The following is a 25,734-nucleotide window of genomic DNA, read 5'->3' on the forward strand; positions in this document are numbered from 1 at the left end:
GCGATCGCCCACTTCCGCTAAAAATGCCGGACGATCGCCTCGGCAAACTCCGAACACTTCAACGGTTCAACAGGCGGTTCCATCAAACGCGCCAGATCGTAAGTAACTTCTTGATGAGAAATCGCTGCGCCAAGACCAGATTTGATCAAATCTGCGGCTTCTTGCCAGCCCAAAAATTCCAGCATCATCACGCCCGAAAGAATGACGGAACCGGGATTGATGCGATCGAGTCCCGCGTGTTTCGGCGCGGTTCCATGCGTCGCTTCAAAGATGGCGCACTGATCCCCGATGTTGGCTCCGGGTCCCATGCCCAAGCCGCCGACGATCGCCGCCGCCGCATCCGACAAATAATCGCCATTCAAATTCATCGTCGCCAAAATCGAATATTCATCCGGGCGCGTTTGAATTTGCTGAAAAATGCTGTCGGCAATGCGATCGTTCACCATCACTTTTTGCTTCCACTGGCCGTTGCCGTGCGTCTGTCCGATCGCTTCCAACACCTCTTTGACTTCTTGAGCGATTTTTTCCTGCTTTTCGATCGTCAGCGCATCGAATCCGGGATCGATCTGCCGCGCATTGTCTTCAATGCTGAGATTCGGATTTTTCGCTTGATTGTCCAAAATCCAAGATTCGCGCTCGGTGACGCACTGCGATCGAAATTCGCTCGTCGCCAGTTCATACCCCCAGTCACGAAATGCGCCTTCGGTATATTTCATGATGTTGCCTTTGTGAACCAGCGTCACCTGCTGCTTAGCGGGCGGCAGTTGCAGAGCGTGAAGCATGGCGCGACGTACCAACCGCTGCGATCCGGTTTTGCTAATCGGCTTGATCCCAATCCCCGAATCGAGCGGAATTTGCTTTTTGCCGTGTTCGGGTGTGGCGGGGATCAAATCTTCATTCAGCAGTTTGATCAGGCGATCGCCCACTTCGCTGCCCTGCTTCCACTCGATCCCCAGATAAATGTCTTCAGTATTTTCCCGGTAGACAATCACGTCGAGCTTTTCCGGCGTTTTGTGTGGCGAAGGCGTTCCGGCGTAATACTTGCAGGGACGCACGCAGGCGTAGAGGTCGAAAATCTGACGAAGGGCGACGTTGAGCGATCGAATTCCGCCGCCCACCGGAGTCGTCAGTGGCCCCTTGATCGCCACGCCATATTCACGAATCGCCGTCAGCGTATCTTCGGGTAAATACTGATAAGTTCCGTACAGTTCGCAAGCTTCGTCGCCTGCATAAACTTTGAACCACTCGATCCGGCGATCGCCGCCATACGCCTTAGCAACAGCGGCATCAAACACGCGCTGAGCGGCAGGCCAAATGTCTACGCCCGTGCCATCGCCGCGAATAAACGGAATAATCGGGTCGTTGGGCACGATCGGCTGACCGTCGGCAAAGGTAATGCGTGAACCCGTTTGTGGGGCAGTCAGTTTCTGATACATCGTTCATCAGCACGTACAATTCCCCATGCACACTAGCAGATTTGCTCGATCGAAAACGATAAATTTCCAACCGATTGCGCCTGAAGTAACGATCGGTAAAACTGCGCGTTCATCTTCGAGGGCGATCGCTACAGTGAAAAAATGCTGTTTTAGTGTGAATTTCCGTGTTGAGTCAGAAAAGCGATCGATCGCACCTGCAAGAAGACGCAACGGGCTATTTATTTATGGCTCCTGCCTTATTTGTGTTAAGCATTTTTGTGATCTTGCCAATTTTATATGCGGTTTTTCTTTCGTTTCATAAAGTGCAGCTTTTGGGCGGCATTGAGTATGAATTTATCGGCTTGAGAAATTTTGCGCGGTTGCGATCGGATGAGCGAGTTTGGATTGCTTTGAAAAACACGATCGAATATGTGGCGATCGTCGTTCCGGCTCAAACAATCCTCGCTCTAGTCATGGCTGTAACCTTGAATTCCGGCATTCGCGGGCGCAATCTTTGGCGCATTCTTTACTTTTTACCCACCGTCACATCTTCCGCCGTTTTAACACTCATTTTCATGTGGATTTACAACACCAACGGCTTATTAAATGACTTCCTCGGTTTCCTTGGATTACCGACTTACAACTGGTTAGGCGATCCGGCTGTTGCTCTCCGCAGCATCATGATCATGAATATTTGGTCTACCGCTCCATTTTTCATGGTGATTTATCTCGCGGCGTTACAGGGCATTCCGCGATCGGTCTACGAAGCCGCAGAACTTGATGGCGCAAACGGCTGGCAGCAATTTATTCGCATCACCGTTCCGCTCCTCAAACCTGTCACTTTTTTTGTCGTGGCAATGGGGATCATCGGCACGTTTCAGCTATTCGATCAGTCATACATTTTCTCAGGTGGTACAGGTGGACCAAATAACGCAACGCTAACGGTTGTGCTGCTAATTTACCAGGCCGTGTTTCGGACGTTGCAGATGGGCTATGGAGCAGCGATCGCCTTTTCCCTCGCTGCCCTCATCATTCTTTTGACCTTGATTCAGCGACGCTGGTTTGGAGGCGAAATTGATTAGACTCAAACAGTTTGGCGATCAATCCTGGCTGAAAATTCTTCTGTATGCCGTCCTCACACTCTATGCCATCATCACCGTCATTCCCTTTTTGTGGGCGCTTTCTGCCTCCTTCAAACCGCTTTCAGAAATTGTCAGCGGCGAGGCTAACTTTTTGCCCAAAAACTTTACGTTTGACAACTACAAGCGCATTTTTATACAAGAACCTTTGTTCTTACGCTGGCTGTTCAACAGCGTTGTGATTGCTGTCAGTGTAACTTTATTTAATCTGTTGTTTAATTCAATGGCAGGCTATGCCTTGGCGCGGTTGCGGTTTCGCGGGCGACAGATGTGGTTTTTTCTAATTCTGGCGGTTTTAGCGATTCCGGCTCAAGTCACACTAATTCCGACATTTTTGATTTTGAAGTCGATCGGCTGGCTGAATTCCTATCAGGGCATGATCGTTCCCAGCATGATCAACGCCACGTTTATCTTCATGATGCGGCAGTTTTTCGTCAACTTTCCGCGTGAACTGGAAGAAGCTGCTCAACTTGACGGCTTAACGCGCTGGGGCACATTTCGACATATTGTTTTACCCTTAGCGAAGCCCGCGCTTGCAGCACAAGCCATCTTTGTATTCATGGGAAGCTGGAATAATTTCTTAACGCCCGTTGTGATTTTATTCGATCCCGAAATGTTCACCCTACCGCTCGGCCTTAATAGTTTCAAAGGGCAATACATCAGCTATTGGAACTACATTATGGCCGCTTCAATGGTGTTTACGTTGCCCGTTTTGGCGATCTATGCCTTCTTCAACCGCTATTTCATCGAAGGCGTGACGTTCACAGGCGGCAAAGGGTAAGCACCGTATGAGGCAGCAGCGATCGCCTCAGCCAAATTTTAAGAAATATTTCGGATTAGATGCCTTGCAAAATTCCTGACTTTATGGTGCGTCTGTCATTTCTGAAAAATATATTACAAAGTGTGAAGAAGCAAACCAGAACATCAAGAAAATGCCGCAGAATGATTTGCGGAAGGTAGCTGAGTCTAAACCTTGATGTACTTCTGGAAACGCCCAAATTTTCCGAACCCACACAAGGTAAATTAGAGGATGCCTGCTGAATTTCGGTCAAACGGTTTGGCAGTTCTGGCATTGTGGCTCAGTCGCTCATCACTGAGCGCCAGTTTAAACACACCTGGTTACATTTTTCTTTTCGGAGGAACCCATCAATGAGTATTGTCACGAAATCGATCGTGAATGCCGACGCTGAAGCTCGCTATCTCAGCCCCGGTGAACTGGATCGGATCAAAGGCTTTGTGACTTCGGGCGAGCGCCGCCTGCGGATCGCCCAAGTGCTGACCGAATCGCGTGAGCGCATCGTCAAGCAAGCTGGCGACCAACTGTTCCAAAAACGCCCGGATGTTGTTTCTCCCGGTGGCAACGCCTACGGTGAAGAAATGACCGCCACCTGCCTGCGCGACATGGACTACTACCTCCGTTTGATCACCTACGGAATCGTTGCAGGTGACGTGACCCCGATCGAAGAAATCGGCGTCGTCGGCGTGCGCGAAATGTACAAGTCGCTCGGAACTCCGATCGAAGCTGTTGCAGAAAGCGTCCGCGCCATGAAGAACGTTGCCACCTCGATGATGTCGGGCGAAGATGCCGCTGAAGCTGGCTCCTACTTCGACTATCTCGTCGGCGCAATGCAGTAAGGCTTAGCCCTTTTTCTGCTGTTTCACTAACGGCTGTTTTAGTAAACGGCTGTTTCATTTAACAGTATTGCAACTCGGTTTCAAGGAATCAAATCCATGCAAGACGCAATTACCTCGGTTATCAACTCCTCCGACGTTCAAGGCAAGTACCTGGACACCAGCGCAATGGAAAAGCTGAAAGGCTACTTCCAAACGGGTGAACTGCGCGTCCGTGCAGCCACCACGATCAGCGCCAACGCCGCTCAAATCGTCAAAGAAGCCGTCGCCAAGTCGCTGCTTTACTCTGACATCACTCGTCCCGGTGGAAACATGTACACCACCCGTCGCTATGCTGCCTGCATCCGCGATCTGGACTACTACCTCCGCTACAGCACCTATGCAATGCTGGCTGGCGATCCTTCCATCCTCGATGAGCGCGTGCTCAACGGCCTGAAGGAAACCTACAACTCGCTGGGTGTGCCCATTGCTGCCACTGTGCAGTCGATCCAAGCCATGAAGGAAGTGACCGCCAGCTTGGTGGGCGCAGACGCAGGTAAGGAAATGGGTGTCTACCTCGACTACATCTGCTCTGGCTTGAGCTAAGAAGCCGTTTTGCTAATCGGGTATGAGCGGTTAGCAGTGTAAGCTCTGAGCCGTCTGGAGTGAGTGTTAAGTTCGCAAGGGCTAATCTTGTGGCTGTGCCGATTTAAGATTGACTTCAGACGCTCAGAACTTCGATCGCAATTAATGCGACAATAGAAATTCAAAATTTCATAGCAGGCAAAGCTCCGTTCAGCTTGCAGCGATCGATCGTCTGCGAGAGCTTTCCTCAAAACTGTTAGACAAAAGCGTCTCGATCGGTTCCCTCAACTTTAGGAGTCAAACCCCATGCGGATGTTCAAAGTGACCGCCTGCGTCCCTAGCCAAACCCGAATTCGGACGCAGCGCGAACTGCAAAATACATACTTCACCAAGCTCGTTCCCTACGAGAACTGGTTCAAAGAGCAGCAGCGCATTCAAAAAATGGGCGGCAAAATTGTCAAGGTGGAACTATCTACTGGCAAACCCGGCATGAACACCGGACTCGCCTAAGGCAACGCTACAAACCAATCGCATTTTGAAAGGTCGCCCACCAGCGGCCTTTTTTTCGATTTTATCGAGTTGCTCGCCTGAGAAAGCAATTGTCGTCAGCAGCGCTGGTTATGCCTCGCGATCGAATCATGCCGATGGAAAAGAAAGGATTGGCTCTTCTGCATCGATACAGCACTAACGATGAGATTGATGCACCTTCTTTGCGTTTGGCATCGAAGAAAAGGCAGTTTTAGCATTATCCTCGCTTAGAGAATGTCTAGTGACACAATGCTTGGAATCCTACGCTTGAAACCTTATGCTTGAAACCCTAAAAGTACTTCCGGACTGGCTCAAGGTTTGGATTGTGTTTCCTTTTGCCTTCCTGAACGGCTGGCTACTGCTACAGCTATTCGACTACCTTCAGCCTTTTCTCAATACCCTGATCGCTGCTGCCATTTCTGCCTTTCTGCTCAATTTGCCTGCCCGATTTTTACAGAAACAGGGCGTTGCGAGGGGAGTTTCGATCGCCATTGTGCTGCTGGTGGCGCTGCTGGGGGTGGGAGGCGCTGCGGTGACGATCGGTCCGCTGGTGTTCGATCAGTTCAGCGCCCTGGTTGCCAATGTGCCACAGCTAGTGGAGTCGGGCGATCGGCAGCTTCAGATTTTGCGGCAATTTGCAATCGATCAAAACCTACCCATAAATCTGCCCAATCTGCTAGAGCAGAGCATCAATCAACTGGGTCGCGTCTTTCAGGTTGCCAGCAATCAGGCGCTAGCCGTTGTTGCAACCACCATTAACAGTTTGGTCAATGTGCTGTTTTATGGGGTGCTGGTAATCTTTATTTTGGTTGGCGGCGAACGTGCTTGGGACGGAATTTTTAGCTGGTTACCTTCTCCCTGGAATGAGACACTGCAAGATTCAATTCAAACGACGTTTCGCCGCTATTTTGGCACGCAGGTGATCCTGGCAGGAATTTTGAGTCTGGCACAAACTCTGGGGCTACTGCTTTGGGGCGTCCCCTACGCAATTTTGTTTGGTCTGGTGATTGGGCTAAGTACGCTGATTCCCTATGCCGGAATTGTTACAATCGCGATTGTCAGCTTGATTGTTTCCCTGCAAGACTTTGGGCAGGGAATTCGCGTGCTGATTACGGCGATCGTGATTGGTCAGGTGAATGACATTTTGATCTCGCCCCGAATGATGGGTCAAACGATCGGGCTGAATCCGATTTGGCTGATTGCTGCCTTGTTTCTGGGTGGAAAAATTGGCGGGGTGTTGGGTTTGCTGATCGCCGTGCCGCTGGCAAGCGTGGTGAAGAGTACGGTAGACAAACTGCGATCGCGCAACAAATCTGCGCCGAATCTGCCATCTGTTTCTCTAGCAAATTAACTTGGTTCGAGTGGCATAGACCGGGGTGAGCGTAACAGGACATGTTGTGGCTCCAGAGTTCTACGCTTCTTAGATACTATTAAATTCAAAGCCCAAAGCTGCACAGTTTGAGGCTTTCCTGGTTAATATTTAGTGGTGTTCACTGACTCAAAAGATAAAAAATGAAGTTGCTGCAAGTAATTACAGCGCTCCACATTAGAAAATTCTGATGTTTGTTAATTTGAGCGATCGCGGGTGCTTGAATGCCTAGCTCAGCGATTGCAGGTGCGTTTGAATTGGAATTAATGTTTGGGCTAAGTCGTGGAGTTGCGTTTCAAGCTGCTGTTTGCGAGCGAGGAGTTGGCGCAGTTTTTGATAGCGGGCGATCGCCAGGCTCACCTGTGGAAGCTGATCGGGCGGGCAAGGGCGCGACCACAACTTGCCGTCTGTATCCAGTCCACACAGGCGATATCCCGCTGGCGACGAATCGATCGCCGCTGACGGCGTCTGACAAATTTCCTGCACATAGTCCATCAAGCGATCAACCTCGGCATGGCGCAGCGTTGAAGGATCGGCAGCAGTAGACGGCGCGTGTGCATCCAGCCAGCCATCGATGATTGGTCCTTCTTCGTATAGCGCTTGAATTTGCCGCATGACCTGCTGAAGCTCGGTTTGCCACACATTGACTTTGGTGGCGATCGTCTTGAGTAGATTGGCAGCTAGGGCAGGATTGGCCGCGTGGTGGTGGCTGCTGATGCTAGGCGGCTTGAACTTGGGCAGATTGGGCAAGCTAGCATTCTCAAGGCTGACACGGGGGACACGAGCCGCAGTCGTTGAAGCACTGATTTTAAAGCTGGGCAGGGCAGGCACGTTTGCCTCGCTTGAGTCACCCAGCTTTGCCAAGGTGGATTCGATGCGCTGCAATTGAGGTTTGGTCATAACCGCTCGATCTGCCTCCAAAAGACACTTATAACGCCAGCAAACTCGATCGCGCAGCCAGCGTGAATCCAGCAAAGCGATCGCATCACGGTGGCGATCGGATACGGACACAACCTAGGGCTAGCGATAACTGAAATTGCGGCTATTTTAGCTGCTTTTTGGCAAAGCGCGACAGAGCTTGGCGAACCGCAATATTTCTTTCCATCTTTAGCATGGACTGAAAATTCAGTATTTCCACCCAACGAAAAATTCGAGATCGTCTCAATTTTCACATTTGTTTTGGGAATACTGGGGAGGCACAAGGCGAACGAAAGCTTTTGATTGTTTGACAGGCGCTGCGATCGCGCTCGATCAAACTGCTTTCAACACCCTATATTCTTTACCTTAATGTTATGGCAGGCTTGCTCTACCCTCGATCCGATTCCGCTTTGGTCTCCACGTCCAATTCACCCTCTCCCACTGCTTTGCTGTTCATTGATACTGGTGTTCAAGACTACGAGCAACTGCTGACGGGCATCCCACCTCACACAGAAGTTTTCATTCTCCATCCAAACGAAGATGGTGTCTTGCAAATTACGCAAGCTTTGCTGCACAAAACTCAGGTTTCTAGTGTTCACATTGTTTCGCACGGTGTGGCAGGTGCAGTGCAGCTTGGTAATACTTGGCTGAGTGCAGACACCCTGCCGACCTATGCAACTTTGCTGCAAAGCTGGCGCAGTGTCCTCAGTGAAGCTGACATTTTGCTATACGGCTGCAATGTGGCTTCAGGCGATCGCGGCCTTGCCTTCGTTGAGCAGATCCGCAGCTTGACAGGTGCGAACATCGCCGCATCAAACAATTTGACGGGCGATCGCGCCTTGGGCGGTGATTGGCATCTCGACGTGCAGCTTGGCGATGTCAAAAGTGCGATCGCGTTTGACGCAGCCACGCAAGCCGCATATGCAAACGTTTTGAGTCTGATCAATCGATCCGTCGATACGCCAGATAATGCTCGCAGCGTCCTGCTGATCAACGGCATTCTGTATGTGGCCGATGGCGGTTCGGGAGTTCAGCGAATCGATATCGGCAATCCAGCAGCGCCACAACTGCTTGCTCCGATCGGCACTTCCGGTTTTGCTCAAGGTTTAGCAGTGTTGGGCAACGCCTTGTTCGTAGCCAACGGATTTTCCGGTGTCTTACCGATCAGCTTGGCTGATCCAAGCAGTCCGCAAGCGGCTTCGTCGCCAATCAATGTCGGCGGTAATGCGGTGAGCGTTGCGGTCTTTGGTGACACCCTCTATGTCGCGACCGAAGGCGACGGCGTGAAACGGGTTAGCTTTGCTGACTCCTCCAATCCAACGCCCCTGCCATCGATCGACACTCCAGGCACTGCCCGCAGCGTTGCGGTCGTTGGCGACATTCTTTATGTTGCTGACGGCGGCGAGGGCGTACAGCGCTACAACATTAGCCAGCCCAATAGTCCCCAACCGCTCGCTGCGATCGACACTCCCGGTACTGCTCAGAGTTTGGCCGTCGTGGGCAACACTTTGTTTGTGGCCGATGGCTTTTCAGGTGTACGGCCCATCGACATCGCAAATTCAAACCAGCCAGTTTTGCAAGATTTGATCGATGTGGGTGGAAATGCGGTGAGTGTTACGGGAGCAGGATCAGGCAACGTTCTCTATGTGGCAACTGAAGCGAATGGGGTGCGGCTGATCAGCCTGACTAATCCAGAAAGACCAGCGCTGCTTCCAGATGCGATCGACACGCCGGGCAGTGCCCGCAGCATTCTGGCAGAGGGCAACACGCTTTATGTCGCTGACGAAAGTAGAGGCGTTCAGATTTTTATCAACAATACACTTCCGACTGCGATCGATAGCGATAAGCGCGTTCCCTTCAATGAAGTAGCTGTTTTCAGCGCCTTCGACTTTGGCTTTCGCGATGATGACAGCAACGCCTTTGCTGAAGTGGAAATTACGCAGCTTCCCAGTGTAGGCGAACTGTTCCTCGATAGCGATGACAGCAACACCGCAGATTCCGGCGAAGCCGTCACGATCGGTCGAAAAATCTCAGTGAACGATCTGGGCAAGCTGAAATTCAAGCCTGCGGCGGGCGAAAGCGGTCAGGACTATGCTGAATTCCAGTTCAAGGTTAGTGACGGCTTTGAGTTCAGCGATCGGGCTTACACAATGTCGCTTGACGTTGACGCACCCAATCGAAATCCCACGCTAGTAAATGGAATTGCCAATGCCAGCGCCCGCGAAAATCGTCTCTTCAGCTTCACAATTCCGACCGACAGCTTTACTGACCCGGATAACGACAGCCTCACTTATGAAGTGACGCTTGCTGATGATACGCCGCTTCCCAGTTGGCTCATCTTTGATGGCTTCAGTACCTTGAGCGGCACACCTACCGCCGCTGATGTCCGCTCGATCGACCTCAAAGTTACGGCTAGGGATAGTCGAGGTGGAGTGGTCAGCGATGAGTTCATGCTTAATGTTGCGGCGAATCAAACTCCGATCGTTGCCAACGCGATCGCAAATACGGCTCGGCAAGCAGGCAGTCAGTTCAGCTTCACGCTTCCGGCCAACAGCTTCACCGATGCCGACGATGACAGCCTCACGTACAGCGCCACGCTCGACAATGGGACGGCACTTCCCAACTGGCTAAGCTTCAATCCCAGCACTCGCACTTTCAGCGGCACACCCACTGCCAGCGACGTTGGTTCAATCAACGTCAAAGTCATTGCTGATGACGGTACGGCCACAGTCAGCGATGTCTTTGTACTTAACATCACCTCTGCAAATAGTACAGGTGGCGGCGGTACGGGTACGGGTGGCACAGGTGATCCAGCCCCGATCGACGGCAGTACTGGAACTGCCATCGCGCTTCCCTTGTTCAATCAGGGCAGGCAGGGTCGAAACTTCACAGGCACACGCAGAGCCGACACCTTGCGGGGCGATCGCGATCGAAACGTCCTCTCTGGCGGCGCAGGCAACGACAAGCTGTTTGGCGGAGCGGGCAGTGATAGCATCCGGGGCAATGCGGGCAATGACTCGCTCAACGGTGGAAGTGCAAATGACAGGCTGCTGGGCGACGCAGGCAACGACTCGCTCAACGGTGGAGCCGCAAACGATATGCTGCTGGGTGGTACAGGTACAGACACCTTGATTGGCGGCGCAGGCAATGACGTTCTTGTGGGTGGCGCAGGCAACGACAGATTGACGGGCGGCGGCGGTCGCGATCAGTTCACGTTTAATAATCTCGGCGAAGCCGCAGACACCATCACGGACTTCAACAGTGCTGAAGATTTAATCGATTTGCGTAGCATTATGTCCGCTTCGCAGTTCGGTGGCGCAACGCCGTTTGCCCGCTATGAGCAGTTTGTGCAACTGGTGCAAACCGGAGCCAACACCGACATCAAAATCGATGCAGACGGCAGCGGCGCAGGCAGCACATTGGTGACGCTGGCAACGCTGCAAAATGTCACGGCCACCAGCCTCGCCTCGACCAACTTTGTGATCGTCTAATTTTGCTTGGCTCGTGCGATCGACTGGCGATCGCACTCGCTCCTCAACTCCGGTTCAGGAATTGAGGAGTTTTTTGCTGGCTGGAACTGCCGAAACTCGCACGGCGGCAAATCGGCGATACGCTAGTCTTCTGCAAATCCAACTTCATCGCCGCAAATGCTGATTTTAGTTACAGGTCCCGCTCGATCGGGCAAAAGCGAATGGGCAGAAGCGATCGCCCGCCAGTCCACACGATCGATCGTTTACATTGCGACTGCTCAAGTCAATCTGGACGATCGCGAATGGCAAACTCGCATTGCCAAACACCAGCAGCGGCGTCCGGCAGACTGGCAAACTTGGCATGTGCCGATCGAACTGGCAGATGCGATCGCCCAAGCCAAATCTACACAATGCCTGCTAGTCGATTCGCTGGGAACCTGGCTGGCAAATTTGATCGACCAGTCCGAAATCGATTGGCAGCAAAGCGTTTTTCACCTGCTTACCTGCTTGCAGCAAACGCCAAGCGATCTCATTTTTGTCGCGGAGGAAGTTGGCTGGGGCGTAGTTCCCGCGTATCAAAGTGGGCGACAGTTTCGCGATCGCTTGGGCAACCTGACCAGAGCGATTGGCACGATCGCAGACGCAGTTTATCTCGTAACAGGCGGCTATGCGATCGATCTGACGCGCGTTGGAGTGCGACTGCCTGCCGCAGTCGATTAGCCTGCCGCAGTCGAGCAGCAAGGAACTATAGATTCCCTTCACAGTTTGTCTGCGTAAATTTCGTTACGATCGAAAGGTAAGAGGGTGAATTTCCATCCTGAGCATTAAGGGTCAATCTGCCGCTTGAGGCTCCAAGAATTGAATCTAAATCTTACAAACTGTAAACCAGTGTGACAAGATTGGCGTTTTGAGGAAGTTCCAATGGCTGATTCAGCACAAGTGAGACAATATCTCGCCTATTGGTTTCAGCTTGGCAAGAAAATATTGATTGACGGCGGCAAAGAAGCCCTTCTGCCCCAGCCTGTCATTCAAGGCGATCGATACAGCGAGGCGTTTGAAGGCATTTGGCAACGCATCACATCAGCAGATGCGGGCGACTGCTACCTAGAGGGAACTCAGCAAACCGTTGCCGAACTGCTCAGTCCCGGTTGGGAAATCAACCCCTGCGCTCGCTGTGCCATGCCTGTGCCTGTGCCGAATTTGGGCGTTCAATCGCTGGATTGCCCATGCAGCGATCTTTCGTTTTGGCCGGATACCTCGACGCCTATGCCGCGATCGCCCATTAACAATCAAGCACGGCTTGCCCAAATTCGCGATCGCCTGATGAAATCGCCAGACGATCGATCGCAAGCATCGTAAGCGTCAATTTTTCCTGATGTTTTCAATGGTTGCCTTGCCAAACGGTTTGTTGCAGTAGCCGAAATGCCGCGATCGCTGGTAAGATCATAGACTGTGTTGAATTTAAGCCAAATTGATGCCCAAGCTCAAAACTCGGAAGGCGGCTGCCAAGCGCTTTCAGCGGAGCGGTAGCGGAAAACTGATGCGCCGCAAAGCCTTCAAAAACCACATGCTCCAGCACAAAACCTCGACACGCAAACGTCGGCTGACCGGATTGGTCGTCGTCCACGAGCGCGATGCCGAAAACGTCGAACTGATGCTGCCCTATTTATAAGGCACGATCGCCCACTCGCAACTACTAGGAACTCTCAATCATGACACGGGTTAAGCGCGGCAATGTTGCACGTAAGCGCCGCAAAAAAATTCTAAAACTCGCCAAAGGCTTTCGAGGTTCGCACTCGACTTTGTTTCGCACCGCCAATCAGCAGGTGATGAAAGCCCTGCGAAACGCTTATCGCGATCGCCGCAAGCGCAAGCGCGATTTTCGTCGTCTGTGGATTACGCGCATCAACGCCGCTGCCAGACTGCACGGCATGAGCTACAGCCAACTGATGGGCAGCCTCAAAAGAGCCAACATTGAAATTAACCGCAAGATGCTCGCACAAATGGCCGTTCTCGATCCGTCCGGCTTCGGCAAAGTGGTCGAAGCGGCAGGTCAAGCCCGGTAAATCGATCCAAACAGACTGAGCCAAGTAGACTGAGTGCAACCGTGAAGCGGCGGACAATTTGGCTGATAGTGTTGCTGCTGGTCGGGTGGTTGCTCACCCAGGCAGTTGCCCTGCCCAGTCGGGCAGCAACCGCATCAGAAATTCAAGAACGGGGGCGGCTGATTGTTGCTGTAAAGGACAATTCGCCGCCGCTTGGCTTTCTGCAAGATGGCGAACTGGCTGGCTTGGAAATCGATTTGGCGCGGCAGTTGGCGATCGATCTGCTCGGTGACGAAGCCGAAGTGACCTTTGTACCTGTGCACAACGATCGCCGCCTGTCTGTGCTGCTTGCGGGTGAAGTGGATCTGGTGATTGCGCGGATGACGGCAACTCCTGCCCGTGCCCGACTGGTAGATTTCAGTTCACCCTACTACTTTGACGGAACGGCATTTGTCACGAAAGATCCGGCGATCGATCGGCTGCCTAATTTGCTGCGTCAGCCGATCGCGGTTCTGAATGGCTCTAGCACAATCGCCACTGTGCGATCGCTGTTGCCGTCTGCCCTGTTGGTGGGAGCCAACTCATATCAAGATGCCTTGACTTTGCTGGAGACGAATCGAGCGATCGCGTTTGCCGCTGACGCCAGCATTCTCACGGGCTGGGTGCAAGAATTGCCGCAATATCGCCGCATTGAGCAGCTCATTTCCGCCGAAGCGCTCAGCGTCGCGATGCCCAAAGGCAACCGCTACAGCAGTTTGCGATCGCGCGTGAACGCCTCAATCGATCGGCTGCGCGAAACAGGCTGGCTGGCCGATCGGCTGAGAATTTGGGGACTGCCGGAATAGCCTGAAACTGAAATGCCTATGGTAGGCTTAGCTGATGTTCGTCGCCCCCTGCTGCAAGCGGCAGGAGCAGCGGCGATTTTGACGATGTTCAACTTCAGCAAGCGATCGCCAGGTTGCCCGTAAGATCCGAGTCGCCGCTATTCACGTCAAGCCGTATTCGTTGCAGCAATCATGGACTGGAGCAAATTTCTCTATTGGGGCGTCGGGCTAGGAATGGGCTGGCTGCTGAGCAAACGGCTTCAACCCACGAGGCGATCGCCCGTTGCAACCGATGCCATTGCTCAACTTGATGCTCAGCCTGCCTACCGCATGGCGATTGAGATGGAACGCTTTAAGGCGACATTTCTCGCTAAAACTTCGCACGAGTTGCGATCGCCACTCAACAGCATCATCAGCCTGCACCAGCTTATCCTCTCTGACCTGAGCGACAGTCCCGAAGAAGAACGTGAATTTGTCGCCCAAGCGCAAGCTGCCGCCCAAAAAATGCTCTCCCGACTCGATGAAGTCATTTCAGTTTCCAAAGTGCAAGCGGGTACGGTGGCTCTGGAACTTCAGCCCGTCCAGCTATCAAGTTTGTTTGAAGAAGTCCGCAGCCTCACCTATTTGCAAGCACAAAACCGCAGCCTCCGCCTCGAATTCGATCGCCCCGATCGCGCCATTTACGTGACGGCTGACCCGCGCTGGCTACGGCAAATTCTGCTGCATCTCGTCACCAACGCGATCGCCACGATGCGCGAAGGCACGATCCAAGTTGCCGCTCAAGCTTCACCCGCCACAAAAACCGCTCAAATCACCGTAACGGACGATCGACCTGCCAGCACCGAACCCGTTCCAGAAACCGGACTCAATCTCATGATCGATCAACTGCTGCTTGAACAGATGCAGGGCGGACTGGAGCAGACGATCGAGCCAGCCTACCAGATTCGCTGTACGCTGCCGCTGGCGCAACCGCCGATCGATCGAGCGGTTGCGAATAGCGTCTGAGGCGATCGGGCTTAAATACGCTGCATGTTCAAGCGATCGAAACCGCGCCCTAGCGGATGACGAAATTGCTTGCACTGAGATTGGCAGCAGTAAAGTTTTGCAGGCTGGCGATCGTTTTATAGGTGCTGCCGCTGCCGAGGCCATCAATATCGAATTGAATTTCGGTGTTTGCACCGACCTGATTGACGCGAATCACCTGATCTAATGTTGCCTCGCGAAAGCTGGATGAAGCGAAGATGCTAGCCAGATGAATTCGATCGCCCGCTTCAAAGTCAACGATCGTATGGCTTCTACCTGTCCCCGTCAGCACAAACATATCGCTGCCTGCTCCGCCAATTAGCGTGTCTCTGCCAAATCCAAGTCCACCAATCAGGCGATCGTTGCCTGCACCTCCGATCAGCAGATCGCTTCCTGCACCTCCGGCGAGGCGATCGTTGCCTGCGCCTCCGGCGAGGCGATCGTCACCTCTGCCACCATCAAGAATGTCGTCTCCAGCGCGGCCATTGATCAAGTCATCGCCGCGCCGACCGTTGAGGCCGTCGTTGCCGTTTGTGCCGATGAGTCGATCGGCTTTGGAGGTGCCGTTTTTGCGATTGGTGATTCTGCCAAAGCTAATAGGCCATTCACCCAGTTGTCCGCTCAGCGGATTGGTAGGAGTCGGGTCGGGGTTGGTGAGGGGAGCAGGCGCGATCGACAAGACAAATTCATCGCGAATCGAAGCGTTGGCGCGATCGGTTGCGGTGACTTTCAAAGAGAGCGATCCGGCTTGCGGCGGCGTCCCTGTGAATTCACCTGTTGCCGGATTGAAGCTGAGCCAACTTGGTAGGGCTGTGCCGTCGGCTTGCGTGACGCTGAGGGTGAGGCGGTCTTGAGCGTCAATATCCTGAAAGGTTTGCGATGGCAGGCTGAAGCGGAAGGCGCGTCCGGCTTGGGCGGTTTGGTCAGCGATCGCATTTGCCACAGTGGGCGCGTCGTTGGTGTTGGTGACGGTGAGATCAAAGGCGGGCAGGGCGATCGAGTTTACGCCGTCCGAGACGCTGATCACGATGCCGGAAGTGGTTCCGACTGCTGCGTTGGTCGGTGTGCCGCTGAGGGTTCCGGTGGCAGTGTCGAAGGTTGCCCAGGTCGGTTGATTTTGAATCGTGAAAATCAGCGAGGTTCTTTCGGGGTCGATCGCGGTTGGGGTGAAGCTGTATATGCCGTCTTCGTCGATCGTCGTTGCGGGTGTGCCGCTGATGCTGGGCGGCTCGTCAAGGTCGATCGACATCGTGTAATCGGCTGTGCTGAAGCCATAGGCATCTCGGACTCTGAACTGAAAGCTGGCGCGATCGACGTTGGCATCGGGCGTAAATTTCAGCTTGTTGAGGTCGTCTACTGGAATGATGCGATCGATCCGCACTGCTTCGCCGTCGTCTTCCTGACCGTTGCCGTCACTGTCGAAAAACAAACTGCCTGCTGTTTCGAGGCCAGTGATGTAGATCGATCGCAGCGTTTCACCGTTGGCATCGCTGAAGGGAAAATCGGAGGCGGCGAAGGTGTAAGGCGTGTTTGCGATCGTGCTGACGATCGCATCGGCTGAGGTTGGCAGGAAGTTAGCGTCAAGGCTACCGTCTGGGTTGTAGCGGACTATCGCAAAATTGTTGCGAAACCTGTCGCTGGTGTTTCCAACCACCAAAATCTTGCCATCAATCTGCACAGTCATCCCGTAGCTGATGTCTGGGGTGTTATTAATGTCAGTTGTAACAATGCCACCCGTACCGAAGCTAGTGTCGAGCGTACCATCTTCGTTGTAGCGGACGACGGCAAAATCGGTGGTGCTAACTCCATAGACACCAGCCTTGTGACCAGCAACGAGAATTTTGCCATCACTCTGCACTTTTATACTGATGGGAGGATCACCAGAGCCGTAACTGCTGTTGAAACTGTCATCGACGAGTTTTCCGCCTGTACCGAAGCTGGTGTCAAGTGTGCCGTCTTCGTTGTAGCGGACGAGCGCAAAGTTGTAATTGTTGCTGACAGAATAACCAGCGACGAGAATTTTCCCATTGCTCTGTACGGTCAAACTGTAAGGAAGGTCAGTAGAGTTATTAATGTCAGTGATGACTTTACCGCCTGTGCCGAAGCTAGTGTCGAGTGTACCGTCCTCGTTGTAGCGAACGATCGCAACATCCCAACGGTTGCCAGCGTAACCAGTGACGAGGATTTTGCCGTTGTTCTGTATGGCTAGACCATAGGCAATGTTAAAGGTGTTGTCGTCACCAGGATCAGTAACGACCTTGCCACCTGTGCCGAAACTGGTATCGAGTGAGCCATCTATGTTGTAGCGGAAAACGGCAAAATCGCTACTAGCAGTGCCACCAGCATGACCAGCAACCACAATTTTGCCATCACTCTGTACAGCCACGCGATGCGCGAAACCGCCGTTGGTCTCGGTTATGACGATGCCACCTGTACCGAAGCTGGTGTCAAGTGTTCCGTCTGGATTGTAACGAACAACCACGAAGTCATCAGCAGGACTGCTTGGACTCGTAAAACCAGTTAGAAGAATTTTGCCATCGCTTTGCACGGCCATACCAAAGCCGACATCATTGCTGTTGTTGCGGATGTCTGTAGTGACACTGCCACCGATTCCAAAGCTAGCGTCTAATGTACCATCAGCGTTGTAGCGAGCGATCGCAAAGTCATTTCCAGTCGTCCTCCTACCAATGAAGCCACCCACTAAAATCTTGCCATCGCTTAGGGCAATGACATCGCGGCTTTCGTCATTGCCGCCAAAGTCAGTGGTAATTTTGCCAGTCGCGCCAAAAGAAGTCATGGTAATGTACTCCGAATTTGTAAATAAATTGTGAGGCGAAACCTCTCAGGTTTGAAGTGTGCGTAAAGTTGAATTACTGAATCAGTAAAATTTCGGAAAAATATTAGAATTCTCTGAATTTTACGTTTTCGTGAAGCCAGCTAGAAAAGCAATTTGCTACAGAAGAGCGCACTTCAGCACCTAAATTAGCACTCCAAAAAGTGGCTCGTAAACAGAGAATTTGCGGTCAATTTCAGATAAGAATTATCAGAAAAAAGAGGCGACCGATTTCACTGGAAGATCGATCGCCTCATTAAATCTTTGAACGAATGCGAAAGTTTCGATCGCCTATCGCCGCAAGCAAGGTCAACTTAATGGCTATTTCTGGGTGATGGCTAGCGATCGCAATTTCCCAGCAGGGTGTCGCTCGATCGCTGTCGCAGAACTCAGAACGTCTGTACTGAACTCAGGAAAGCAAGCTAAAATAGGCGTTTGCACCCCTTTGTCTATCGGGCTATTCCTGAAATTTGGGGAGTAGCGATAGGATCATTAAGGACTGTTGCCCGTAGAAATGCTGCTTTGGGACTGCCCCTCCATGCCTGATCGCAAATCTGACCGCCCTTCTGTTCCTGCTTCCGCTGATGCTCATCAGAACGGACACCAAAACGGCCATCGATCGATCCAGTCGCTCAACAGCATTCGCATCCGGGGCGCACGACAGCACAACCTCAAAGATATTGACCTGGAACTGCCCCGCGATCGCCTGATCGTCTTCACAGGCGTTTCCGGGTCGGGCAAATCTTCCCTCGCCTTTGACACGATTTTTGCCGAAGGTCAACGCCGCTACGTGGAATCGCTCAGCGCCTACGCCCGTCAGTTTTTGGGACAGGTGGATAAGCCGGACGTAGACGCGATCGAAGGACTCAGCCCCGCGATTTCGATCGACCAGAAATCCACGTCACACAATCCGCGATCGACGGTCGGAACCGTGACGGAAATTTACGACTACCTGCGTCTTTTGTACGGACGCGCCGGAGAGCCGCACTGCCCGATTTGCGATCGATCGATCGTGCCGCAGACGATCGACGAAATGACCGATCGCGTCATGGAACTGCCCGATCGCACCCGCTTTCAGATTCTCGCTCCGGTCGTGCGCGGCAAAAAAGGGACACACAAGAAAATGTTGTCCAGCCTTGCCTCAGAAGGCTTTGTGCGCGTCCGCGTCGATGGCGAAGTGCGCGAACTGAGCGATTCGATCGAACTCGACAAAAATCACTATCACGATATCGAAGTCGTGGTCGATCGACTGGTCAAGCGCGACAACATTCAAGAACGGCTCGTCGATTCACTTTCGACCTGCCTGAAGCGATCGGAAGGCATTGCGATCGTCGAAATTCTGCCCGACTCGAATAACGTCATTCCGCTGCCGTCTGGATCGCAGCTATCCGTTTTGCCCAACGTGGCGGCTGAGCCTGCCGGACGCTACGGCCAGCCGGAAGAAGAGGAAGCGCCCCAGTCGATCGATGTCGTCTTCTCAGAAAACTTCGCCTGTCCGATTCACGGCGCGGTGATGGAAGAACTCTCGCCCCGTCTGTTCTCGTTCAACTCACCGTATGGAGCTTGTCCCGACTGTCACGGCTTGGGCACAAAGCGCACCTTTTCGGCTGAGTTGGTTGTGCCCGATCCCTCACTTCCGGTTTATGCGGCGATCGCTCCCTGGTCAGAAAAAGACAACACCTACTACTTCTCGCTGCTCTACAGCGTCGGCAAAGCGTTCGGCTTTGAACTGCAATCGCCCTGGGAAAACCTGACACCCGACCAGCAGCACGCGATTTTGCACGGCTCCGACGAAAAAATCTACATCGAATCCGATTCGCGCTATCGCGACACCAAGGGCTATCACCGCCGCTATGAAGGCGTCCTCCCGATGCTGGAACGGCAGTACGAAGAAAGCACATCGGAGATGTATCGGCAGAAGCTGGAACAATATTTGGTGAATCAGCCTTGCGAAGTTTGCGGCGGCGATCGCCTCAAGCCCGCCTCGCTCGCCGTCCGACTGGGACAATATCGCCTCAAAGACCTCACCAGCGTTTCGATTCGCGACTGTCTCGATCGCGTTACGCAGATGAACCTGACGCCCCGCCAAGCGCAAATTGGTGATCTAGCTCTCCGGGAAGTCCGAGCGAGACTTCAGTTTTTGCTCGATGTCGGACTCGATTATCTGACGCTCGATCGCACGGCGATGACCTTATCCGGCGGCGAAGCCCAGCGCATCCGACTCGCCACGCAGATTGGTTCCGGCTTGACGGGCGTTCTGTACGTTTTGGATGAGCCGAGTATCGGACTGCATCAGCGGGATAACGATCGCCTCCTGCAAACGCTGCACCGCCTGCGCGATTTGGGCAACACGCTGATCGTCGTGGAACATGACGAAGACACGATTCGCGCTGCCGATTATCTCGTGGATATTGGTCCCGGTGCGGGCGTACATGGCGGATCGATCGTCGCCCAAGGTTCACTCGAAAATCTGCTGAAAGCCGAGCATTCCCTGACGGGCGCATATCTCTCCGGTCGTCGCGTGATCGAAACGCCAGCCGAACGCCGCCCCGGAAACAACCGCAGCCTCCGCATCCGCAACGCCCACCGCAACAACCTCAAAAATATTGACGTAGACATCCCGCTGGGCAAACTCGTTTGCATCACGGGCGTATCGGGATCGGGCAAATCCACGCTGGTCAACGAACTGCTCTATCCCGCCATTCAGCAGCACTTTGGCCGCAAAATTCCGCCCTCCAAGGAAATGGACGAAGTGGGCGGCCTGAATGCGCTGGACAAGGCGATCGTCATCGACCAGTCTCCGATCGGTCGGACACCCAGATCCAACCCCGCCACCTATACGGGCGTATTTGACGTGATTCGCGAACTGTTTTCCGAAGCGATCGAGGCCAAAGCCAGAGGCTACAAGGCCGGACAATTCTCATTCAACGTCAAAGGTGGACGCTGCGAAGCCTGCGGTGGACAAGGCGTCAACGTGATCGAAATGAACTTCCTGCCGGATGTCTATGTGCAGTGCGAAGTTTGCAAAGGCGCACGCTACAACCGCGAAACTTTGCAGGTGAAGTACAAAGGCAAATCGATCTCCGATGTGCTGAACATGACCGCCGACGAAGCCCTCGAATTCTTTGTCAACATTCCCAAAGCCCACTGCCGACTGGAAACAATGGTCGATGTCGGCTTGGGCTACGTCCGCTTAGGCCAAACCGCCCCAACGCTCTCTGGTGGGGAAGCTCAGCGCCTAAAACTCGCCTCCGAACTGTCACGCCGCGCAACCGGAAAAACGCTTTACCTGATCGATGAACCGACCACCGGATTGTCCTTTTATGACGTTCACAAACTGCTCGACGTGATGCAGCGGCTTGTAGATAAAGGTAATTCCGTTCTTGTGATCGAACACAATCTGGACGTGATTCGCTGTGCAGATTGGGTGATCGATTTGGGGCCAGAAGGCGGCGATCGCGGTGGCGAAATTGTCGCAGTCGGTACGCCCGAACAAGTTGCCGAAAATCCCCGCTCCTACACAGGCCAATATCTCAAGCAGGTGTTGATTCGTCACCCGATCGCAAGTGCAGCACGTTAAATCCAAAATTGTCGATCGCAGCCAGTCCACAGTGGACGAATTGAAGCATCCACCCTGTGTCAGTATTTCACCAGACTTCACCATATCTTCGCGCAAACTTCAATTCAGTTCAACGCTTTTGCAGCAAGCTTGCGGATACGATGGTCAGATACGCAAATCCTCAGATGCGACACGGATCGATCGAGTCCTGCAATTGTGATTGATGTCACCTCGATCGCTTGCGAAAATCACCAGTGTAGTGCTCAGCCGTCACTTGCAGAACGAGAAGGGCGATCGATACTGATAATCGAGTTCCTGAATCGTTCGGTTGAGTTCCTGAATCGTTACTGACTGCATTCTCTCGCCCTCACACCCCCCGTTGAGAATGAACCTGAATGAGGGGTCTTACCCCTATTCCCTCACATCAGCGAGTGTTTCTACGATCAGCGAATATTCAGTGAAACTCCTGTCTAGACGCGATCGTGTGAGGTGCAGCGGTGTCCAATAATTCCTCTAGTTCGATGACGACTCAAGTAGAGCCGCCCAAGCGTAAACTAAAGCCGAATCCATTTATTGCACAGCGCGACCCTACTACAGGACGCTGGATTATTATTAGGCCAACAGCGAGCTAAGCTCCGCTGGTCGCCCATAATTTGACCCTCGTTAATTGAAACCAGCCGAGAGGCAGCAAGCATCTTGTCAAGGTGCGATCGCGGCCTCCGGCTTTCTCGTGCTTGCCTGCCTGTTCGCCTTCCTTGCGCCCAAGCCCAAGCTCCAATTGCGTACAAGCTTCGCTCCTCTTTGCGAGATGATGTCGCTTGCTGCCCTGCCAGCGGCTCAATGCACCTGCTGTGTGAAATCGATCGCTTCGGTAATCTATCTTAATTAATGAAGCACAAATCGAAATACTCATGGCAAAACACACGCAGGCGCATTTGACCCGCACGGTCGATCGCACCGCCCCCGATGGCCTCAAAGACCTCACCAAGAAGAAAATGGAATACTACATGGGTGCAAAGCTGATCGAGATCGGCGTGGAACCCAGCTCTGCGATCTACCGCTGGACAACTGAACTGAAGGGCACCAAAGAGGTTTACACCTGTAGCGCCTACTGGGGCGATTCTAAAGCCAAGGTGTTACAGGAAGGCGGCTAAACTCGCAAAATGGGATGCACGAGGGAGTTGCACCTCGACTCCTTCATGCATCCCAGATCAAATCGCAAACACTGGCTTGCCAAATCTCTCTTAGTAGCAATGTCAGTCCTGACAAAATTCTTCAAAATGGATCTACTATGCTCGCAATCTTTAGGTAGACCGTGAACGGGGACGATTTTGTTGATCAAATTCAAGATGTGCAGAAACGAGTCGCCGAGCTACAGGAAGATGCGAGTCAACTGCCACTTCAGCAAAAAAGCCGACTGACCGAATCGCTAGAGCGCCTAACCACTGCGCTGCGCGATTTGCAGGTCGCAGAAGAAGCGATTCGACTGTTGCTCTCTGCCGTGCAGCAGTCGCGAGATTCAATCATCATCACAACGGCGCATCTCAATCCACCGGGACCTGAGATTGTCTACGTGAATCCGGCCTTTAGCGAAATGACCGGATATGACACGCACGAGGTGCTGGGCAAAACACCCCGGATTTTGCAGGGATCAGATACCGATCGCAACCTGCTCGACGACCTGCGCCAGCATCTCGAAGACGGCGAACCCTTTCACGGTGAAGCAATCAACTATCGCAAAGACGGCACCGAATTTTATGTCGAATGGAACATCACGCCGATTCGCAACGTGAATCAGCAGGTGACGCATTTTGTCGCGATTCAGCGAAATATTAGCGATCGCAAACAGCTTGAAGTCGAGCGCGAATATTTGCTAGAGCAAGAACACAGTGCCCGCAACCAAGCCGAAGCCGCCAACCGCACCAAAGATGAATTTCTGGCGACGCTCTCCCATGAGCTACGCACACCACTAACCCCGATTCTCGGCTGGTCAAAAGTGCTGCAAACCAAAAAGCTGCCGCAGGCCAAGCTGCAAGAAGCCCTCGCCACGATCGAGCAAAACGCCAAGCGCCAAGCGCAACTTGTGGATGATCTGCTCGATTTGTCGCGTATTGTTCAAGGCAAGCTCAGCCTCGACCTGACCAAAGTTAATCTAAGTGAACCGATCGCTGCTGCACTCGAAACGGTTCGCCCTGCTGCGGATGCCAAATCGATTGCGATTGCCACTCAGTTTGCCGTGTCTGATGCGATCGTCCTGGGTGACGCTGGCCGCTTACAGCAGATTGTTTGGAACCTGCTCTCGAACGCGATTAAGTTTACGCCCACCAGTGGAAAGGTGAAAGTGAAGTTGAGCGTTCGGGATGCCTCGACGCCTCATTCTCTCGCTGAAATTACGGTTTGCGACACAGGCAAAGGCATCGATCCGAACTTTTTGCCGTATGTGTTCGATCGCTTCCGCCAAGAAGATAGTTCGATTACTCGGCAATTCGGCGGGCTAGGGTTGGGGTTGTCGCTGGTGCGGCAGTTGGTTGAAGCGCATGGCGGCACGATCGCCGCTGAGAGTGCCGGAGTTGGCAAGGGTGCAACCTTCACCGTCCGCCTGCCGCTGATTGCCCAGTCGATCGAGCCTGACCCGGAACCGCCTGCCGACCTCAAGTTTCATTTGCAGAATGTGCGCGTTCTGATCGTGGAAGATGAACCGTCTACCTTACAGTTTCTTGCGTTTTTGCTGGAGCAAGAAGGCGCGATTGTCACGGCCATGCCTTCTGCTTCAGACGCCCTTGAACATTTGAAGCGATCGCCGTTCGATTTGCTAATTAGCGACATTGCCATGCAGGAGATGGACGGATACAAGCTGATTGAGCAGGTGCGCTCTTTAGACTCGTGTAGCGACTCGCTGCCCGACTCCAACGCGAAGATTCCGGCGATCGCGCTGACGGCCTACACAGCCCAAAGTGAACACGATCAAGCAATTTCAGTCGGATTCCAGCAGCATCTCGCCAAACCGATCGAGCCAGAAGCCTTGATTCACGCAGCCGCGATCGCGCTGGGGCGACCTGTCAATGCCATTACTTAATCTTTGGCTGACAGTGCGGACAAAAATGAGACGATCGACCTGCCAGCTTAATCCGCTCGATCGGCGTTTCGCAGCGGCGACATGGCTGTTTAGCGCGATCGTACACCCACGCTTGACCGCCGTAGTTGCCGTTGATGCCCTGCACGTCGCGAAAGTCGCTGAACGTTGTGCCGCCTGCGCCGATGCTGTCTTGCAACACCTGCACGATCGCTGGATGCAGTCGGGCAATCTGCTCGCGACTCAACGCAGCACTCGGCGTTTGGGGATGAATTTGACTTAAGAAGAGCGCTTCATCGGCGTAGATGTTGCCAACGCCAGCCACCAAGCTTTGATCGAGCAGGGCATTTTTGATCGGACGCTGGCTGCGGGCAAGCTGAGTGGCGAGATAGTCGATCGAAAACGCATCCGAAAACGGTTCGGGACCTAGGCGCTGCAATCCGGTGATAATCGTTTCTGGAGGGCGATCGGGCGGGACCCACCACATCTGGCCGAACGTGCGCTGATCGACAAATCGCAGTTCGCGCTGGTGGGGAAAAAACAGTCGGATGCGGCAGTGTTTGGCTAGCGGTTCGTCCTGCTTCACCCAGAGCAATTGTCCGGTCATGCGGAGATGGACGCCGAGCCAGCCTGCCGCTTTGGGTGAGTTGCGGTGCGGCTTGACAAGCTCGGCTAAAAGATATTTGCCGCGTCGCTGCCAGGTGCAGATTTCGCAGCCGACGATGCCCGGAAGAAAATCGCCCACAGAAATGGGGTGGGCGATCGTGCGCGGCAGCAGCACATCCCCACCCCAAATCAGTTGATTGAGCGTGACCCGATTCAGGCCGCGACGAACGGTTTCGACTTCGGGCAGTTCTGGCACGGCTTAGCGCGAATCTGTCCCTTGGTTGGCGTCACCTTCGACACGCGGGTTGTCGGTTCCCGGTGCTTCTGTGCGAGCGCGGCTGCGGGTGTCTTGGCCTCCGCCTTGACCTGTGCGGCGCGTCCGCTCGTCCAGCGTGGTTTGCTTGCCGCCGGATGCACCGTCGGGAGATGCAACGGCGCTGACCTTTTTGGCGACGGGAGCCGACACTTCCACCACTTCATTCATGGCGTAGTTGTTGGTGTTGACGCCTGCATAGTTGATTTTGTTGAAGCGAACAATCACGGGATATTTGATGCCGCTTTGGTCTACCGAAGCAACTGTTCCGGTATCGTTGTACCAATACGATTCTTTACGGAGAATCCGAACGATCGAACCGCGTTGAACCATAAGTGCTTTCCTTCAGATCATCAATCTGGCAATAATACTCAGCACCGCTGCGGACAAGAAGCTGCTTGCGGTGGTTGTTTCTCAGCGTAC

General features: G+C 53.3%; 21 protein-coding genes. 16 read left to right on the forward strand and 5 right to left on the reverse strand.

Features of this window, described 5'->3' with window-relative positions:
* Nucleotides 1–17 precede the first annotated feature (17 nt).
* Nucleotides 18–1,436 carry an NADP-dependent isocitrate dehydrogenase gene (locus H6F67_RS08480; RefSeq protein ID WP_190765286.1) on the reverse strand — a complete coding sequence of 473 codons (1,419 nt, stop codon included), beginning with the start codon at nucleotides 1,434–1,436 and terminating at the stop codon, nucleotides 18–20.
* Nucleotides 1,437–1,600: 164 nt separating this feature from the next.
* Between H6F67_RS08480 and H6F67_RS08485 the strand changes: the two genes are divergently transcribed.
* From H6F67_RS08485 to H6F67_RS08510, 6 genes are all read left to right on the forward strand, one after another.
* Entirely contained in the window at nucleotides 1,601–2,497 is an 897-nt protein-coding gene (locus H6F67_RS08485) for a sugar ABC transporter permease (RefSeq protein ID WP_313926788.1), read from the forward strand.
* Nucleotides 2,490–3,335, forward strand: a complete 846-nt coding sequence (locus H6F67_RS08490; protein ID WP_199304310.1) for a carbohydrate ABC transporter permease — start codon at nucleotides 2,490–2,492, stop codon at nucleotides 3,333–3,335. The genes H6F67_RS08485 and H6F67_RS08490 overlap by 8 nt, the downstream gene beginning before the upstream one ends.
* A 368-nt stretch (nucleotides 3,336–3,703) precedes the next feature.
* A complete protein-coding gene (gene apcA / locus H6F67_RS08495; RefSeq protein WP_190765288.1) occupies nucleotides 3,704–4,189 on the forward strand; it encodes an allophycocyanin subunit alpha in 486 nt (161 codons plus the stop codon).
* 96 nt (nucleotides 4,190–4,285) lie between these two features.
* On the forward strand, nucleotides 4,286–4,771 hold the full coding sequence (gene apcB / locus H6F67_RS08500; RefSeq protein ID WP_190765290.1) for an allophycocyanin subunit beta: 486 nt from the start codon (nucleotides 4,286–4,288) through the stop codon (nucleotides 4,769–4,771).
* 285 nt (nucleotides 4,772–5,056) lie between these two features.
* Nucleotides 5,057–5,260 carry a phycobilisome linker polypeptide gene (locus tag H6F67_RS08505; RefSeq protein ID WP_190765292.1) on the forward strand — a complete coding sequence of 68 codons (204 nt, stop codon included), beginning with the start codon at nucleotides 5,057–5,059 and terminating at the stop codon, nucleotides 5,258–5,260.
* A gap of 295 nt (nucleotides 5,261–5,555) precedes the next feature.
* Nucleotides 5,556–6,629, forward strand: a complete 1,074-nt coding sequence (locus tag H6F67_RS08510) for an AI-2E family transporter (RefSeq protein ID WP_190765294.1) — start codon at nucleotides 5,556–5,558, stop codon at nucleotides 6,627–6,629.
* Between the two features lie 246 nt (nucleotides 6,630–6,875).
* Here the strand turns inward: H6F67_RS08510 and H6F67_RS08515 are convergent, their stop codons facing one another.
* Nucleotides 6,876–7,547, reverse strand: a complete 672-nt coding sequence (locus H6F67_RS08515) for a hypothetical protein (protein ID WP_190765296.1) — start codon at nucleotides 7,545–7,547, stop codon at nucleotides 6,876–6,878.
* A 392-nt stretch (nucleotides 7,548–7,939) separates the two neighbouring features.
* Here H6F67_RS08515 and H6F67_RS08520 point away from each other — a divergent pair, with 392 nt between their 5' ends.
* The 7 genes from H6F67_RS08520 (at nucleotide 7,940) to H6F67_RS08550 (ending at nucleotide 14,909) form a co-directional block, all read left to right on the forward strand.
* The gene (locus H6F67_RS08520) at nucleotides 7,940–11,056 is read left to right on the forward strand and encodes a DUF4347 domain-containing protein (protein WP_190765298.1); all 3,117 of its coding nucleotides are present in this window, start codon (nucleotides 7,940–7,942) and stop codon (nucleotides 11,054–11,056) included.
* A 156-nt stretch (nucleotides 11,057–11,212) separates the two neighbouring features.
* Nucleotides 11,213–11,755 (forward strand): bifunctional adenosylcobinamide kinase/adenosylcobinamide-phosphate guanylyltransferase, encoded by a 543-nt coding sequence (gene cobU, locus H6F67_RS08525; RefSeq protein ID WP_190765300.1) that lies wholly within the window; start codon nucleotides 11,213–11,215, stop codon nucleotides 11,753–11,755.
* A gap of 201 nt (nucleotides 11,756–11,956) precedes the next feature.
* Entirely contained in the window at nucleotides 11,957–12,394 is a 438-nt protein-coding gene (locus H6F67_RS08530; RefSeq protein WP_190765302.1) for a hypothetical protein, read from the forward strand.
* 115 nt (nucleotides 12,395–12,509) lie between these two features.
* Complete coding sequence (gene rpmI / locus H6F67_RS08535; RefSeq protein ID WP_190765304.1) at nucleotides 12,510–12,707, forward strand: 50S ribosomal protein L35; 198 nt, start codon at nucleotides 12,510–12,512, stop codon at nucleotides 12,705–12,707.
* A gap of 40 nt (nucleotides 12,708–12,747) precedes the next feature.
* Nucleotides 12,748–13,101, forward strand: a complete 354-nt coding sequence (rplT, locus tag H6F67_RS08540) for a 50S ribosomal protein L20 (RefSeq protein ID WP_190765306.1) — start codon at nucleotides 12,748–12,750, stop codon at nucleotides 13,099–13,101.
* A gap of 41 nt (nucleotides 13,102–13,142) precedes the next feature.
* Nucleotides 13,143–13,925 carry a transporter substrate-binding domain-containing protein gene (locus H6F67_RS08545; RefSeq protein ID WP_313926789.1) on the forward strand — a complete coding sequence of 261 codons (783 nt, stop codon included), beginning with the start codon at nucleotides 13,143–13,145 and terminating at the stop codon, nucleotides 13,923–13,925.
* 171 nt (nucleotides 13,926–14,096) lie between these two features.
* Nucleotides 14,097–14,909 carry a sensor histidine kinase KdpD gene (locus tag H6F67_RS08550; protein WP_190765308.1) on the forward strand — a complete coding sequence of 271 codons (813 nt, stop codon included), beginning with the start codon at nucleotides 14,097–14,099 and terminating at the stop codon, nucleotides 14,907–14,909.
* A gap of 49 nt (nucleotides 14,910–14,958) precedes the next feature.
* Here the strand turns inward: H6F67_RS08550 and H6F67_RS08555 are convergent, their stop codons facing one another.
* Complete coding sequence (locus tag H6F67_RS08555; RefSeq protein ID WP_190765310.1) at nucleotides 14,959–17,724, reverse strand: putative Ig domain-containing protein; 2,766 nt, start codon at nucleotides 17,722–17,724, stop codon at nucleotides 14,959–14,961.
* Between the two features lie 574 nt (nucleotides 17,725–18,298).
* On the opposite strand from H6F67_RS08555, the gene uvrA reads away from it, so the two are divergent.
* From uvrA to H6F67_RS08570, 3 genes are all read left to right on the forward strand, one after another.
* Nucleotides 18,299–21,340, forward strand: coding sequence for an excinuclease ABC subunit UvrA (uvrA, locus tag H6F67_RS08560; RefSeq protein WP_190765312.1), 3,042 nt, complete (start codon nucleotides 18,299–18,301; stop codon nucleotides 21,338–21,340).
* A gap of 890 nt (nucleotides 21,341–22,230) precedes the next feature.
* On the forward strand, nucleotides 22,231–22,473 hold the full coding sequence (locus tag H6F67_RS08565) for a hypothetical protein (RefSeq protein ID WP_190765315.1): 243 nt from the start codon (nucleotides 22,231–22,233) through the stop codon (nucleotides 22,471–22,473).
* 161 nt (nucleotides 22,474–22,634) lie between these two features.
* Entirely contained in the window at nucleotides 22,635–24,395 is a 1,761-nt protein-coding gene (locus H6F67_RS08570; RefSeq protein WP_190765317.1) for an ATP-binding protein, read from the forward strand.
* On the opposite strand, the gene H6F67_RS08575 is transcribed toward H6F67_RS08570, so the two are convergent.
* Both H6F67_RS08575 and H6F67_RS08580 read right to left on the reverse strand, forming a co-directional pair.
* Complete coding sequence (locus H6F67_RS08575) at nucleotides 24,388–25,254, reverse strand: DNA-formamidopyrimidine glycosylase (protein ID WP_190765319.1); 867 nt, start codon at nucleotides 25,252–25,254, stop codon at nucleotides 24,388–24,390. The genes H6F67_RS08570 and H6F67_RS08575 overlap by 8 nt on opposite strands.
* 3 nt (nucleotides 25,255–25,257) lie before the next feature.
* A complete protein-coding gene (locus H6F67_RS08580; protein WP_190765321.1) occupies nucleotides 25,258–25,644 on the reverse strand; it encodes a photosystem I reaction center subunit IV in 387 nt (128 codons plus the stop codon).
* Nucleotides 25,645–25,734: the final 90 nt, after the last annotated feature.

It is taken from the genome of Microcoleus sp. FACHB-1515 (genome assembly GCF_014696105.1).
Taxonomy (GTDB): domain Bacteria; phylum Cyanobacteriota; class Cyanobacteriia; order Elainellales; family Elainellaceae; genus JAAUTJ01.

What these genes read in the sequence shown, in the direction of transcription:
- H6F67_RS08480 (WP_190765286.1), bottom strand. Translation starts at nt 1,436, where the DNA reads ATGTATCAGAAACTGACTGCCCCACAAACGGGTTCACGCATTACCTTT.
- apcA (WP_190765288.1), top strand. Translation starts at nt 3,704, where the DNA reads ATGAGTATTGTCACGAAATCGATCGTGAATGCCGACGCTGAAGCTCGC.
- apcB (WP_190765290.1), top strand. Translation starts at nt 4,286, where the DNA reads ATGCAAGACGCAATTACCTCGGTTATCAACTCCTCCGACGTTCAAGGC.
- H6F67_RS08505 (WP_190765292.1), top strand. Translation starts at nt 5,057, where the DNA reads ATGCGGATGTTCAAAGTGACCGCCTGCGTCCCTAGCCAAACCCGAATT.
- H6F67_RS08510 (WP_190765294.1), top strand. Translation starts at nt 5,556, where the DNA reads ATGCTTGAAACCCTAAAAGTACTTCCGGACTGGCTCAAGGTTTGGATT.
- H6F67_RS08515 (WP_190765296.1), bottom strand. Translation starts at nt 7,547, where the DNA reads ATGACCAAACCTCAATTGCAGCGCATCGAATCCACCTTGGCAAAGCTG.
- H6F67_RS08520 (WP_190765298.1), top strand. Translation starts at nt 7,940, where the DNA reads ATGGCAGGCTTGCTCTACCCTCGATCCGATTCCGCTTTGGTCTCCACG.
- cobU (WP_190765300.1), top strand. Translation starts at nt 11,213, where the DNA reads ATGCTGATTTTAGTTACAGGTCCCGCTCGATCGGGCAAAAGCGAATGG.
- H6F67_RS08530 (WP_190765302.1), top strand. Translation starts at nt 11,957, where the DNA reads ATGGCTGATTCAGCACAAGTGAGACAATATCTCGCCTATTGGTTTCAG.
- rpmI (WP_190765304.1), top strand. Translation starts at nt 12,510, where the DNA reads ATGCCCAAGCTCAAAACTCGGAAGGCGGCTGCCAAGCGCTTTCAGCGG.
- rplT (WP_190765306.1), top strand. Translation starts at nt 12,748, where the DNA reads ATGACACGGGTTAAGCGCGGCAATGTTGCACGTAAGCGCCGCAAAAAA.
- H6F67_RS08550 (WP_190765308.1), top strand. Translation starts at nt 14,097, where the DNA reads ATGGACTGGAGCAAATTTCTCTATTGGGGCGTCGGGCTAGGAATGGGC.
- H6F67_RS08555 (WP_190765310.1), bottom strand. Translation starts at nt 17,724, where the DNA reads ATGACTTCTTTTGGCGCGACTGGCAAAATTACCACTGACTTTGGCGGC.
- uvrA (WP_190765312.1), top strand. Translation starts at nt 18,299, where the DNA reads ATGCCTGATCGCAAATCTGACCGCCCTTCTGTTCCTGCTTCCGCTGAT.
- H6F67_RS08565 (WP_190765315.1), top strand. Translation starts at nt 22,231, where the DNA reads ATGGCAAAACACACGCAGGCGCATTTGACCCGCACGGTCGATCGCACC.
- H6F67_RS08580 (WP_190765321.1), bottom strand. Translation starts at nt 25,644, where the DNA reads ATGGTTCAACGCGGTTCGATCGTTCGGATTCTCCGTAAAGAATCGTAT.